The 13,982-nt window shown below is 55.0% G+C and carries 11 protein-coding genes; 9 read left to right on the forward strand and 2 right to left on the reverse strand.

Annotation, left to right across the window (positions count from 1 at the left end; all coding sequences use genetic code 11):
• The first annotated feature begins 598 nt into the window (after window positions 1–598).
• Window positions 599–1,183 (forward strand): hypothetical protein, encoded by a 585-nt coding sequence (locus tag FEM03_RS09945; protein ID WP_138086108.1) that lies wholly within the window; start codon window positions 599–601, stop codon window positions 1,181–1,183.
• A gap of 778 nt (window positions 1,184–1,961) precedes the next feature.
• Here FEM03_RS09945 and FEM03_RS09950 read toward each other — a convergent pair.
• Together FEM03_RS09950 and FEM03_RS09955 are read right to left on the reverse strand one after the other, a co-directional pair.
• Window positions 1,962–2,879, reverse strand: a complete 918-nt coding sequence (locus FEM03_RS09950; protein ID WP_138086109.1) for a PEP-CTERM sorting domain-containing protein — start codon at window positions 2,877–2,879, stop codon at window positions 1,962–1,964.
• Between the two features lie 679 nt (window positions 2,880–3,558).
• Window positions 3,559–4,248 carry a hypothetical protein gene (locus tag FEM03_RS09955; RefSeq protein WP_138086110.1) on the reverse strand — a complete coding sequence of 230 codons (690 nt, stop codon included), beginning with the start codon at window positions 4,246–4,248 and terminating at the stop codon, window positions 3,559–3,561.
• Window positions 4,249–5,190: 942 nt separating this feature from the next.
• Between FEM03_RS09955 and FEM03_RS09960 the strand changes: the two genes are divergently transcribed.
• From FEM03_RS09960 to FEM03_RS25145, 8 genes are all read left to right on the forward strand, one after another.
• A complete protein-coding gene (locus FEM03_RS09960; RefSeq protein WP_138086111.1) occupies window positions 5,191–5,937 on the forward strand; it encodes a hypothetical protein in 747 nt (248 codons plus the stop codon).
• Window positions 5,938–6,065: 128 nt separating this feature from the next.
• Complete coding sequence (locus FEM03_RS09965) at window positions 6,066–6,359, forward strand: DUF7677 family protein (protein ID WP_138086112.1); 294 nt, start codon at window positions 6,066–6,068, stop codon at window positions 6,357–6,359.
• 120 nt (window positions 6,360–6,479) lie between these two features.
• Window positions 6,480–6,962, forward strand: coding sequence for a hypothetical protein (locus tag FEM03_RS09970; protein ID WP_138086113.1), 483 nt, complete (start codon window positions 6,480–6,482; stop codon window positions 6,960–6,962).
• 57 nt (window positions 6,963–7,019) lie between these two features.
• A complete protein-coding gene (locus FEM03_RS09975; protein WP_138086114.1) occupies window positions 7,020–7,529 on the forward strand; it encodes a hypothetical protein in 510 nt (169 codons plus the stop codon).
• Between the two features lie 28 nt (window positions 7,530–7,557).
• Entirely contained in the window at window positions 7,558–8,118 is a 561-nt protein-coding gene (locus tag FEM03_RS09980) for a hypothetical protein (protein ID WP_138086115.1), read from the forward strand.
• Between the two features lie 168 nt (window positions 8,119–8,286).
• Complete coding sequence (locus tag FEM03_RS09985) at window positions 8,287–8,778, forward strand: hypothetical protein (RefSeq protein WP_138086116.1); 492 nt, start codon at window positions 8,287–8,289, stop codon at window positions 8,776–8,778.
• Between the two features lie 660 nt (window positions 8,779–9,438).
• The gene (locus FEM03_RS09990) at window positions 9,439–9,813 is read left to right on the forward strand and encodes an SMI1/KNR4 family protein (RefSeq protein WP_138086117.1); all 375 of its coding nucleotides are present in this window, start codon (window positions 9,439–9,441) and stop codon (window positions 9,811–9,813) included.
• Window positions 9,814–10,888: 1,075 nt separating this feature from the next.
• The gene (locus FEM03_RS25145) at window positions 10,889–13,978 is read left to right on the forward strand and encodes an excinuclease ABC subunit UvrA (protein WP_138086118.1); all 3,090 of its coding nucleotides are present in this window, start codon (window positions 10,889–10,891) and stop codon (window positions 13,976–13,978) included.
• Window positions 13,979–13,982: the final 4 nt, after the last annotated feature.

The raw sequence follows: 13,982 nt of genomic DNA on the forward strand, positions 1-13,982 counted from the left end.
CCACAGTTGGACTGTTCGATTTCAAGTTTGGCCCAAGGCTCGATGTCATCGCTTCCGCTCATCTCCAGCTTATACCGGCAAAATCCCGGGCAGCCCAATTATTTAAGTTGTGTGTAACAACGAGGGCGTTGCCCCAGGCTGTCGTGGGGTCGCACCTTTGGTGCTCAAGAAAGATGCGGTAGGGATGCGACATGACGCTCTCGGCGTGATGTTTTACCCCGACGTGCCACATGGCCTACATGTGACTTTGCCCGATGGCTGATATTGGGAGCGCCGCCGTCCCGGGCGGCCTTTCATCCGACAATTCGAATCGAATTAGGCACGTGGTGCCAGGGATTAGGTAGCCGCCCGGGACGGCGGCGTTCCCGGGGGCGCCGTCTCCACCCAACGAGATAGGGCGTCAAGCAGGGTTGGCGGTGACGCCGAGGACGTTGCTCCATTCGAGGGTGGGCTGGTCGGAAAATCACAGCCAAACCTTTACCATGAGAGTGAAGTTGCAGTAATGTGCAGACGCATGAGGCTGTATTACTTGATGTTAACTTTGGCTTTTGCGGGTTGTGGATGGGTTCATTCATGTTTTGCAGACCCGCCAAAGCGGATGGTCGATCTTGAGGAGATCGCCAGGAAGGGGTTGCTTGAAGAAGGGCAAAAGGGGTTTTATGAGCTGTTCTATTTTGCGTCGGAAAACGAATATGCTCAGGAGACTCGTGTGGACATGAAAGAGATGTTTGAAGCGCATTTCAAATCCGGGATTGGAGAGGTGGAGGTTTGGTCGTTGAAGGAGAAGGATTTTCATGATTACGTGATGGGAAGTTTGACGATGGGAATTTTGAGAAGATCCCCGGGCATCCCGTTGGCGTTTATCAATATCAGTCCGAAGGATGAGAATGATCCGGAAGGGATGAGTTTGTGTTTCCTATTTGCCAAGGTGGATGATGGAGTCAGGGTCGTATTTGAGGAACCCACGGGGCGTGAGTCGCCATTTTTGGAGGATGGAGTTTCGGTTTGGAAGAAGAAGGATGGCGAATCGTTCCGTGGGAGATTCGTTCGGGTGTTGGATGGCAAAGCCTATTTCAGGAGCGACTTTATGGATGGGTTGGTGGTTCCAGTCGAGATGTTGGCGGCGGAGGATCGAAGCCGTGCGGAAGCGTTGGAACGGGCGGAGAAGAAGGGGAGTCGATGACGGTTTCGCGTCTGCGTTGGCCGGTGGCCGTCGGCGATGGGAGGGTGATAGAGCGGGCCTTCAGCCCTCATGGATGGTGGGTTGCCAATATACCTAGGGCGTTGCCCCAGGCTGTCGTGGGGGCGCACCTTTGGTGCTCAAGAAAGATGCGGTAGGGATGCGACATGACGCTCTCGGCGTGAATGTTTTACCCCGAGGTGCCACATGGCCTGCATGTGTCTTTGCCCGATGGCTGATATTGGGAGCGCCGCCGTCCCGGGCGGCCTTTCATCCGATGGCGAAGCGTGAAATCGAATGAGATTAGGCGCTGTTCCATTCGAGGGTGGGTTGGTCGGAGACGAGGCAACAGGCGCGGTATTCAAGGACTTGGGGCTGACCGGGGGTTTCGATGGAACGGGTGTCGGCGAAGGGGTTGAACATGCGGTGCCGAGGTCGGTCCAGAAAGCGGCGGCGGGGTTGCGGCTTTGCACTTTGATGCCTAGTCGAACAAAGGGCCGGACAATTGAATCGGAAAATCAGAACAAGACTTTGCGAGCGTTTTATGGGAACGCGGTATGGTTGGTTGGTCCGATGGATTTAATTTGGAGTGCTCGAATGGTCGAGGAGCTGATGCGAGACCATGGGGAGTGATGGTCGGTGGGGGGCTTGTATGGGTCGGGTAGTGACGGGATGGGGGTTTGTAAAGGAGGTTGCCTCTGCGACAGGAGGAAACCGAAGGATAACGCGTCAGTTCAAATCCGTTGATTTGCGGATTTGACGGCTGTGTCCGGGTGTCTTATCAGCGGGCGAAACCTGGCCTTCTTCTGCGGAGGAGAATGATCATGCCAGCCACGGCGGTGAAGAGGGCGCTTGAGGGCTCAGGAACGGCCGCGACGAAAGCATCGCTGAGGTCTCCCTGCAGGTCGAAGAGGGGATTGGTATTGTTTATAACCGAGACCACTGCGGTTGTCTGGTCGATCTCGAAGAACGAACCGTTGACTGCTCTAAAACCGTGGAGGGTATCGGTTAAAGGATCATAACCGAGTCCATTCATGAGGGAGGCTGCTGAGGAGGTGTTGAAATGGAATACTGTCGGGGCATTGCCGGCGATCGCTGCGGCGACGCTCGAATAGCGCAGGAGTGCTGTCTGGGTGATGTTGATGTTTGTTGCCGAGATCCAGAGGGCTCCGTTGCCGTCGATGCTAAGGTCTCCCAATTGGAGGCCTGACCAGCCGGTCGATCCTAAATTTAACGTCGTCTGACTGACAGCGTTGCCGCCATCAAGAGTCCAGGTGCTGAGAATGGAGGACGTTGTTACGATTCCCAGATACAAGCCGGAGCCACTGTTGTCGATGGTTGCTCCATAGACGGGGAAGGCGAGTTGATTGCCCAACGAGTTCAGAAGGATTCCTTCGTCCGTCAAAGAAGCCATCGGGTCAAGTGGATCGATCGAGTAAAAGCGTTGGCCAGCCGGATCTGTGGTGTCGATGACGTAAAAGCGCTGGTTTGCCTCACTCCACGCGAGTCCGTTGAGATTCATGCCTGTGCCGCTGTAGAAGGTCGAGGAGGCCCCTGTGGCGGTGTCAATCAGGGAAATGACATTGTCGGTGGCATGTCCGATGTAGGACTGAGCGGAAACAGACGATGCGGCGCAGAATATCCCAAACGCGGCGACCGAGCAGAAGTTGAAAACTTGTATTTTCATTGTGGTTGACATTTTCTATCGAGTGTTGGAGGGCAAGGACACAGGTGGCTCATAAGCGAAACGCCATGAGCTTGGAACTTCGACACGTGGGGAATGTCAGTCGTTTCTCATTGCATGGGGTTCGACATTTGATAAGATAAGCTAATACTTATGGCAAACAAAAAATGTGGTGCCAATGGAAAAAGTCGCACCGGCCAGGGCTGGGCACCCAAAAAATTTGGATTGCATTAGGCACAAATTTTCCAGCAGCCTGTTGGGCTCGTCAAAAGCGGCTTGAATTGGAGAGGCCATCTGAAATGGGGCGTCTCTTTGTTTGGGGTTGGGTTGGGTGGTGGCCCGGGTGGAGGGTGTGAGGATTTTTGGTATTATTACGGGTGTCGACGAAGGGATTGAGAACGGGGGATACTGAGGTCGATCCGGGCGACGGCGGGGGCGAGGGACGCCCTTGATGGTTATCTGAACAAGAGACGAATCCACTGTGAGGTGCGGAACTCTTTGTTCAGACTACGGGGACATTTGGCTATGGAGACGCTTCTAAGGCTTCCTTTGGGAGCGCCGTCCCGGGCGGCTCCTTGATCCGACGGCGAAGCGTGAATCCGGATTAGATTACGCGCGTTGTGCCGGGGATTTGGTAGCCGCCCGGGACGGCGGCGCTCCCGGGGCTGCCGTCGGTCACGTGGCGGTTCCCATCTCACGAAGGGCTGACGGTCACGACGAGGACGCTGCTCCATTCGAGGGTGGGTTGGTCGGAGATGAGGTAGCAGGCGCGGTATTCGAGGACCTGGGGCTGACCGGGGGTTTCGATGGGACGGGTGTCGACGAAGGGGCTGAACATGTCGGTGCCGAGGTCGGTCCACGAGGCGGCGGCGGGGTTGCGGCTTTGCACTTTGATGCCCGACCAGCCGGATTTGTTCCAGCGGATGATGACGTTGCCGGCGGTGGCTTTTTCAAGGGTCAAGGTGGGGGCGGTGGGTTTGGTGCCGCCGGGGGTGGCGTTGATGCCGAGGTCGGCTCCGATGGCGTCGCTGTAGTTCTGGTTCTTTTTGATTTCCTGGGCGATGCGGCGGAGTCGGACCAACACACCGGGGCCGACGCTCGGTGGGGCGGCGGCAATGGCCGGGGTGGTGGGAGGGTTGGCGGGGCTGCCTTCGGGTCCATCGCTGAGGAGGTCCTTGTAGGCAATGGCGCTGGCGAGGTAGTTGCGCATGGCGGGGACGCGGGTTTGCAGTTCGTAGAGAAGGGCGGTGCAATCTGCCTGCACGGCGCTGACGGCGGCGGCATCGTAATTCAAGGTCGTGGCGTGAAGCGCGAACTTGTTGGCGAACGCGGGGAGCCAGGTGACCAGGGCGGAATCGTTGACGGGGATGGGGCTGGTAGGCATAGGGGTAGTAGGGGGATATGAGGTTTGGTTGCAGGAAATTTTTTCCTTCGACGTGCTGAAAGCGAAAGCGGTGCAGTTGTAAAACAGTAGATTTTAATGGATCGGCGTCCGATGAGGATCGCGTAAGTGCGACTAATTGAACGCGCGCCTCTTCAGGAGCGGGTTCTGTCTTGTTGATGCGCGGTTGTGGAAAGGATTTGGAGCGTTGGAACTGTCAGTTGGACCGCTCCAATTGGATTCGGTAGGGTTGTAGAAAGCATTTGCCGCGTTCCAAAGCGGATTTGGAGGGTTCCAAAGGCGAAGTGTCGCTTTCCAGGAGGGAGTTGGGAGTTCCAAATCGAATTTGGAAGGCTCAAAAAGGGATTTGGAAGGCGACAGAAGGGAATGACGACGTTCCAAAAGGCATTTGGAGGGTTCCAAAAGAGAATTGCGCTGTTCCAAATGCGAGTTGCAGGGTTACAAGAGGGCGTTTGAGCGCGGCAAAAGATATTTGGAGCGTTACAAAAAGGAAGTGGAAGGTTCCAAATTGGATTTGGAAAGGCGCAGAAGGGAGTTGAAGGGCTACAAAAGGGATTTTCGATGTTCCCAAGGGAGTTGGAAGGTTCCGATTCAGATTTGGAGAATTCCAAAAGCGATTTGGGATGGGCAAATTGGCGCTTACATGGTTCAGATTCCAATGGTCTGACACACAGACAGTAATTGTCTTTCCCGCGATATTGATCCCTTGATACTATCAAGAATTTTGTTATTTGAAGTGTTAAATAACACGCAAATCCTCGCCTAAATCTCCATTTTTGAAGAATAACACCCGAATATCCGTGTTATTTTGCAGCCCCAATTCAGTTTGATCTCGATAAATCGACAAATTTGAAACATATAGGGTGATATTATTCTACAAAACGTTGTATTAACCTTCTGTTCGCTCAAATAATGATTCCGAGATTGAAACTGATCTCCCTACTGCCGCAGCTGATTGGTTTTGATCATCCCACTCTTTCGGAGGTGAGAAAGGTGATCTCCAAAGGCAAGGTCTCGTTTTCCGCTTTAACCCATCGATCACAGCTTTCCGACCTCAATAAGAATCAGGTCGCACTTGGATTCGCCTTCAACGCGGCCAAGGTTCCACTAATTCCTACAGCACCGACTATTGATTTTCCTTTGGCCCCTTTGGTGGCGAATGGGCGCCAACCGATTTCCACTCGACTGTTTATTGTTGATGGCTGGCTCTGGCGCCTAGTTTGCGAAGCACCCGCACGTCGATTCCCGCGGCTTTCGGTGCTTCATTACTCCGTGGACGATGGTTGGGATCCGGCTGGTGTTCCGATCTTGACCGAGCGTGACTACTCCGCGCTGACTTCTTCATTGCACGACTGGATTCGTGAGACGGCAGGAGAAAGACCGAACGGCGATCCTCAGTTCGAACTTCCGGGACTGCCAGATCTTGAATGTCTTTTTCAGCTATACAAGACAGTTCAGATTGGTGAGTGGACATGGGAAGCTCCCGACGGCAACTCCGAGATCATTATTGACGACAATCAGTTCATTGTCGTAGCCCGAGATGATGAGGGCAACTATCTTGCGATACGTAACAGCATGGATTCTATTTGGGAGCTTTCTCATGATGAGGCCCAGCCGATCAACCGCGGCAGCGACCTTCGCGAGATCCTGTCGTCAGCGAAACCGGAGTGAACAAGTCGTGGATGATCAATCCCCAACCGCTGTGCGGTTGACGCTCGTAGGCAATTCGAGCATCATTATTTCAATCCATCCGCCCGCTCGGTCGGGGATGACATCACTTAAACGTTGTGCCAAGAATTATGAGACTCCCATCTGGCGTTAGCGGCGCAATCCGAACATTTTCGTATTTCATGTCGAGCGGCACCCACTACATGCTGGAAGGCGTCGACTACATCGACCTCTACGGATCTGAGCCGAGCGCTATCGAGTTGTGCTATGCGATTTTTGCCAACGTATTGGAATACGACGAGGAAGGGAACGTGACGAATTTGAAGCATGCTGAGAAGAGGGCGACTGATTCGATACGCGCATACTGCGACTCAAGCTTTTCGGTTGTGCCTGCCTACGAAGACTGGGAGATCGAGCTTCACTAATGCACGAGACACGAGACAACAACGGGCACAACAAGCCGCTCCATCCAACGGCGGGTAACACTCCTGTTTGAATTCAGGCTTCCATCCCCGCCGTGGATGAGCTAGACGTTAGCTTAAAAAATGACACAAGACGAACTCACTGAGATTTTCCGCAGGCTGGGCGTGAGCAATCCCGCATCATGGGCAAGTTCTCAGATTAACGAAGGAATTCCTCAGCTTGGGCGATTTTTGGTGATTCGTGCGATGTGGGATTGCGTCACCCGCGCGGGGACGACGAATTGGATCGACTATGAATTGAAGCATTCGGCTGATACCCCGCACGCGAAGGCTCTGCAACAGATGCTCGACGCCGGAGTGAGCAGGGAGGCGATGACGGAGCTCGTTAGATTCAAGCAGGCTGAATCGCTTCGCGAGGTTTGCTATCTCCTTGAGGATTACACCTCCGTTCCGCAGAATTCGAATCCTGATACAGGAGAGGAATACGTCCGATGGAGTCTGCGCCAGTTGGATACGGAAGACCAACCGATGGCGTGGCCTATAGATGGTTTACACGAGTCCTTCTGGAGCCTCGATCCTGCGCTGCCCGAGAACCAACAAAGCTAACAAGGCGTGGAGCTCAAGGGCTTTCAGCCCTGAGCTCACTTCAATGTTCTGTGAAAAATGATGACTGCTGAAACGCCAGAGAAGCTCTTTTCGCGGATTACCGATCGCATGTCACTCTACGACGCTGGCACCTTCATCTTGGGCCTGGACGACGGAGACCTCTCGGAAGCCCAACGGGATTTCAAGCGTTGCTACGACCTCTGGCTCGGACTCGGGAACGGATTTTCAGATGTCTGCAACGGAACCTACCTCTCGAGCTTGCCCCGTGGTGTCGCCGCCTTCGAGAGACTCGGCGTGGCGACAATCGCAATTCCTGGAAGGCTTGTTCTCGCTCAGTTTGAAAGTCGGAATTTACCGACTACGGAGGAAGAGATTTCAGACTTCATTCTGGATGACGCTGACCTTGAGCGGCTTCGCCGTGCTATCGAGAAGATCGATGCGGAGTTTATAGATCAAATCTGGAACGACGGAGACAATATCGAGCAGAGCTTGATTACGCTTGCGTCGCGTCGCACACAACAAACCACCACAGAACAAGGCGTGAGACTCAAGGGCTTTCAGCCCTGAGTCCACTTCAACGTTCCCCCAACTTTGCATGGCCAGAATGCTGCCACAAAATCGAGTCGCGTGCATAGGGAAGATTCGAGAAGCGTTCGATTCCTGTCCCCGACCGACACCCGAACTACTTTCGCCGAATGGCGGCATTGATGGGCCATTCGTCCACAAGAACTGGGGCCATCTGACCAGAGACGACGTCGAGGCGCTTGAGTTCTTCGGGCATTCTTTGGGAGAGGACATCACCTACATGAGTTCGGTCGCATTTCGATATTTTGTTCCGTCAGTGATGATTCTGTTCTTGAGCCGTCCGGACAGCATCGATTTTGGAGGCTTCATTTCGATGGTCAGTCGATGTGAGTCAGCTTTCCAGTGTCGCGCAGATGGATACACCTACGGCCAGATTGCAATGACAAGGCCACAGGCCGAGGCTTTCCGCGAATGGTTTGGACAGTTGATGACAATTATACGGAAGTTTGATTTAGGATCATTTGAGGACGAGTATAAGGGACGGCTGCGTGCTCTCCGATCACGAGCGAAGACTTTCACACCGGACACCGATTATGATGCTTCCACGATTCAAGCCATCAGGCGGCGATAAACGCCCACCAAGGGCGAACGCTCAAGGCGCTGGTGCCAACCAACGGGGCTGCTGGGAGACAATATTTGTCAGACACTATTTGTCTGTCCCTTGATACCGCGAATTTTTTCTTCCCTTTGTCGTCGCCATCTCCTAATACTGGCAGCTTTAACCCCCATTTATTCTCTTATGTTTGGAGTCTATCTATCCTATTGGACCACGGTGTGCGTGATCCTGATCGCGATCATCATCGTGGCATCGCTGTCGGAGACGCCGTCTCGCCGCCGCTACCTGATCGCTGCATGGTCATTTGCCATTCTGAGTTTTGGCTCTGTGTTGATACGGGTATTTCCTCTATTTTTTGACATCCAGATGGCGAACGCCTTTGGACCCCGTTCGATGTCTTCCGCGGCCTACATTTTCCCTATCTTTGTTATCCTCGCTTTCGGATATCCAGCATTGAGTCTGTTTCCGTTCATGTCAGCCGAGACGGGCCGGAAGGTGGTTTTGGCGATTGTGGGCTTGGTGGTTCTGTGGTCGACGTTTTTGTTTCTCAGGACGATGATCCGCTGGCCGCAAAGTCAGGGCGGTGGCCCTGTGGCGGCGATCATGGCCTATTTTTATCTGCTGCTTTGGTGGCGGGTCTATGATCTGCGCCGTGCGACGGATGAATCCACCTAGAGCTTGGTCTCTGTTAAAGAACAGGTTGCAAAAAGACAGGGGACAACTAAGGGACGGACAATTAGAGCAAATTGACGTTCGCCAAGAATAAATCGCTTTCCAGAATGAGTTTCCTTTATCCAGCTCTCGGACTCGTTGCGGGCTTGCTCCTGATGGTAGCAGCCTATTATTCGTATGCTTGCTTCTCTTGGCTACATCTGCGGAAGATGGTTTGGGATTCGCTACCCGTGACCCCAGCCGTCCCCCATCGAAGACTGAGCACCTTCATTGCCCACCGAGTCGAGATGGGTTCCTCATTCTTCGCCATACGAGATTGCTTCTTGAGGGTGACATCCAACCTAGGCGGGATCAGCCTGCAACCATGGCTTCCTGTGCCTCGCACATCTTGCATATTCCTCACATGGGCCGATCTCTCCAGCATTGGGATTCGTCCTCCTCATCATTTGCTCGGCGCTACAGTTGGTGGCATATCGATTACGGTCTGGGTCACGCCCCGGCAGCTTGAGATTCTCCGGAATGACGGCTTTGGTGCCTTCCTGCACCACTAGCCAACAAACCCAATCAGCGAACAAGCCGGCACATGCGACGCCGAGGAAGCCGTCTGATGAATTTTGGGCGCTTGCCCCGGCGCCGCATGGCCTCTAACGTTCGGCAGAGAATATGAACCACAGCCAAGTTCAGAGTCTTGAAGGGCGGATCGGAGTTGCCCTACCAACCGCCTATCGTGACTACTTCATCAGTGCCACCGACAAACTCCTTGAGGATGCCATCATATTCGAGTCTCCGAGGTCTGGAGTGATCGATGAGATCCTTACAGCGGAAGATGTGCTGCGGAACGACGAAGAGGGGCGTATGGGCATCCCGGAGAAATCTCTGTTACACATAGGAGGGAACTTGCTTGGTGGCTACCTCTACCTCGATTTGTCCCCCGAGGGGTTTGGGAAGTTGCTCTACATGGAGAGCTACACTTTCAAGGAGACATTCGCGTCGTTTGAGGCTCTGCTGTCTGAGCCGAGGGAGAACCGAGAAGAATAACCGGAATGCCGAACAAAGCGCATCGTGCAACCACTACCAGCCGTTCAGTTTCGATGATTTCACCTGATTACAACCTCAACCCCGTGATCGACGTGTGCCGCCGCTGGTAGTGGTGCATGCGCTCATCGTTCGCCCAACTTTGCATGGCCAGCGTGCTGCCACAAAATCGACTCGCGTGCATAGAGAAGATTCGAGAAGCGTTCGATTCCTGCCCCCGACCCGAAAGACACTATTTGCTCGTCCCTTAATTCCGACTATAATGATGTCGCACCAACGGACTTTACGATCAAATAGTGAACCCATTGAACAAGAAATTTGCGCGCCGCTGGCAGAACTATCGCCAAGTGTGTCCGATAGAACGCCGTTGGCGATTTAATTCCAGATTTGGACGTAGTTATGTCCTCTTATTTGAAAGAGATATGTTTTCACCTCCTGGAGTTAAGGTGTCAGGCCTATCTGCTACGACTCACATGCCAGAGGAGTTTGGGGAATTGGTATTTGAGCATCACAATTTTCAAAGCAGAGGCGCCGAGCACTTCTTCTTTTCCGATGGCCAATTATTGAAAATTTGGAGTTACGATGGATATCAACCTTCTTGGCTAGAGATTAGACTCGGAGCTGTTCCAGTCCCGATTAAGAATGAGCGGTGGATATCGAGCTGTTCATGCGATGATTCAGAATGGAAGGAGTATTTGGACCGATTTCACGATGCTTGGAGAGCAGTCCAAAATAAATGGAGCTGATAGAGGTGCCGTGGCCAACCTCGGTCACTCCATACATGACTCTTCTCGATACCTCATCTGAGAAAATCACGATCCACAGCAGAAGAAACAGATTCGTTTTTCACATTCATTCGAGAGAGCAGACATTCTAGGGAGGTGCAGGGGGATTGAATCGGTATGGAAAGGGGGTGGGGATTGGCAGGGAGGCGTGGTGACGAATCTGATTTTGTAGGGCGATTGGAGTGGTCGCCCTACAATGGGGTTTCGAATAGAGGCGAAGTGAAACTTCGCGGTCCCGGTTTGCGGTGGGAGTTGATGGATCGGGGATTGCAGGGCATGTTGGGAATCCCGTTATGCCGAAGATTGATGATGTTGCTGATTCCAAACTGAGTGGGCTGGCTCCGCCAGAACCAGCACTTTTGCGTGATCCGGGGATCCGAGTGATCAGGGTGCGGGGGGCGAGGCAGCACAATTTGCAAAATATTGACGTGGATGTGCCGAGGGATCGGTTGGTGGTTTTGACGGGGGTGAGTGGATCAGGAAAATCGTCGCTGGCATTTGATACGCTGTATGCGGAGGGGCAGCGCAGGTATGTGCAGAGTTTGTCGGCTTATGCGCGGCAGTTCCTGGATCAGATGGACAAGCCGGAGGTGGATTTTATTGATGGGTTGTCGCCGGCGGTGGCGATTGAACAGCGGACGGTGGCGCATAATCCGCGGTCGACGATTGCGACGGTGACGGAGATCTACGATTATCTGCGGGTGTTGTATGCGGCGGCGGGGAGACCGCATGATCCGGTGACGGGGGAGGCGCTGCACAAGATGACGGCGAAGGAGATTGCGGATGTGATGCTGGCGCTGCGAGAAGGGGAGAAGCTGGTGGTGCTGGCGCCGGTGGTGGAGCATGAGAAGGGGGATTTCCGGGGGTTGTTTGAAAAATTGCAGCGGCAGGGGTTTGTGAGGGTGAGGCTGGATGGGGAGATTCATGAGCTGGAGGAGAGGATCAAGACGGTGAGGTCGGAGCCGCATTCGATTGAGGTGGTGGTTGACCGGCTGGTGGTGCGGGAGGGGATTCGGGGGAGGCTGATGGAGTCGCTGGAGACGGCGCTTAAGTGGAACCGGCATGAGGTGCGGTTTTTGCTGGGGAATGGGGAGGTGAGGAGCTTTACGACGGCGTTTGCGAATCCGTCGACGGGGTTGGTGTTGGAGGATTTTACGCCGAAGCATTTTTCGTTTAACACGCATGTGGGGGCGTGTCCGGAGTGTGAGGGGGTGGGGACGGTGATGGCGGCGGATCGGCATTTGTTGGTGCCGGATGAGTCGAAGTCGCTGAAGGATGGGGCGGTGAAGTCGTGGTGGGCGCGGCAGCCGAGGTTGAAGGGGCTGCATGATCGGGCGATTGAGGGACTGGCGAGGGTTTACAAGGTGGACATGGAGGTGCCGTTCAAGGTTTTGCCGGACAAGTTTAAGGAGGCGTTGTTTTATGGGACGGGGGAGGTGGCGGTGCCGACGGGGTGGAAGATTGATTCGAGCAGGCGGAGTTTGGCGAAGCCGTTTGAGGGTTTACTAATTCAGGCGGAGCGGTTGATGGCGGAGACGAAGACGGACAAGCTGCGGGCGATGCTGGCGAGGTTCATGAATGCGCTGCCGTGCAAGGTGTGTGGGGGGCGGAGATTGCGGCCGGAGGTGCTGGCGGTGCGGTTGTTTGGTGGAGGGGAGGGTGAGAAGGAGTCGGGGTTGGGGATTGATGAGTTTACGGGGTTGTCGGTGAGTGGGGCGATGGAGTGGATGCGGGGGTTGGTGATGACGGAGCAGCAGCGGGTGTATTGTGCGGAGTTGCAGGGGGAGATCGTGAAGCGGCTGGAGTTTTTGAGTGAGGTGGGGTTGGGGTATCTGACGCTGGATCGGGAGAGCGGGACGTTGTCGGGTGGGGAGTCGCAGAGGATTCGATTGGCGTCGCAGATTGGGGCAGGGTTGTCGGGGGTGCTTTATGTGCTGGATGAGCCTAGCATCGGGCTGCATCCGGCGGACAATGAGCGGTTGATCGGGACGCTGAAGCGATTGAGGGATTTGGGGAATTCGGTGCTGGTGGTGGAGCATGATGAGGAGACGATGCGGGCGGCGGACTGGATCATTGAGCTGGGGCCGGGTGCGGGTCCGCATGGGGGGAGGATTGTGTCGCAGGGGACGCCGGAGCAGGTGATGGCGGATGGGAATTCGGTGACGGGAGGGTTTTTGGGGGAAAGGCTCAAAATTGCGGTGCCGAAACATCGGGTTGCACCGAGGAGGTGGGAAGTCGGAGGTGGGAAGTCGGAAGTCGGAAGTGGGGAACGTCGAACGTCGAACGCTGAACGTCGAACTTCGAAGGGGGGAGGGCGGGAGGCGGAGGTGGGGGAACTTTTCGGGAATACTTCCGACTTCCGACCTCCGACTTCCGACTTTGACGACGCCTGGCTGACGGTGCATGGGGCGAGGGAGCACAACTTGCAGAACGTGACGGTGGGATTTCCGCTGGGGTGTTTTGTTTGTGTGACGGGGGCGTCGGGGAGCGGGAAGTCGTCGCTGGTGGACACGATTTTACGACGGGCGTTGATGCGGCATTTTCATTCGGCCAAGGATGAGCCGGGGAAGCATGAGCGGATTTCGGGGATGGCGGGGATCGACAAGGTGGTGGTGATTGATCAGTCGCCGATTGGGAGGAGTCCGAGGTCGAATCCGGCGACTTATACGGGGGCGTTTACGCCGATCCGGGAGTTGTATGCGCAGTTGCCGGCGGCGCGGGTGCGGGGGTATTCGGCGAACCGGTTCAGCTTTAATGTGGCGGGGGGACGAGGCGAGAAGGGTGGGGGGGACGGGGTGCTGACGATCGACATGCATTTCCTCAGCGATGTGCAGGTGACGTGTGAGCAGTGCCGGGGGATGAGGTATAATGCGGAGACGCTGGAGATTGCGTTTAAGGGGCGGAATATTGCTGAGGTGCTGGAGATGACGGTGGCGGAGGGGGCGCGGTTTTTTGAGAAGAGTCCGAACATTTTTCCGAAGCTGCATGCGCTGGAGCAGGTGGGGTTGGGGTATGTGAAGTTGGGTCAGAGTGGGGCGTCGTTGTCGGGGGGGGAGGCGCAGCGGGTGAAGCTGGCGGCGGAGCTGGCGAAGCGTGCGACGGGGCGGACGGTTTATATCTTGGATGAGCCGACGACGGGGCTGCATTTTGCGGACATTGAGACGTTGTTGGTGGTGCTGATGCGGTTGAGGGATGCGGGGAATACGTTGATTGTGGTGGAGCACCATTTGGATGTGATCAAGTGTGCGGACTGGATCGTGGACATGGGGCCGGGCGGGGGGACGAATGGCGGACAGGTGGTGGTGGAGGGGCCGCCGGAGGTGGTGGCGGCATGTGAGGGGAGTGCGACGGGAAGGTTTTTGAGGAAGGCGCTTAAAGGATAAGGGA

The organism is Phragmitibacter flavus, from assembly GCF_005780165.1.
GTDB classification, from domain to species: domain Bacteria; phylum Verrucomicrobiota; class Verrucomicrobiia; order Verrucomicrobiales; family Verrucomicrobiaceae; genus Phragmitibacter; species Phragmitibacter flavus.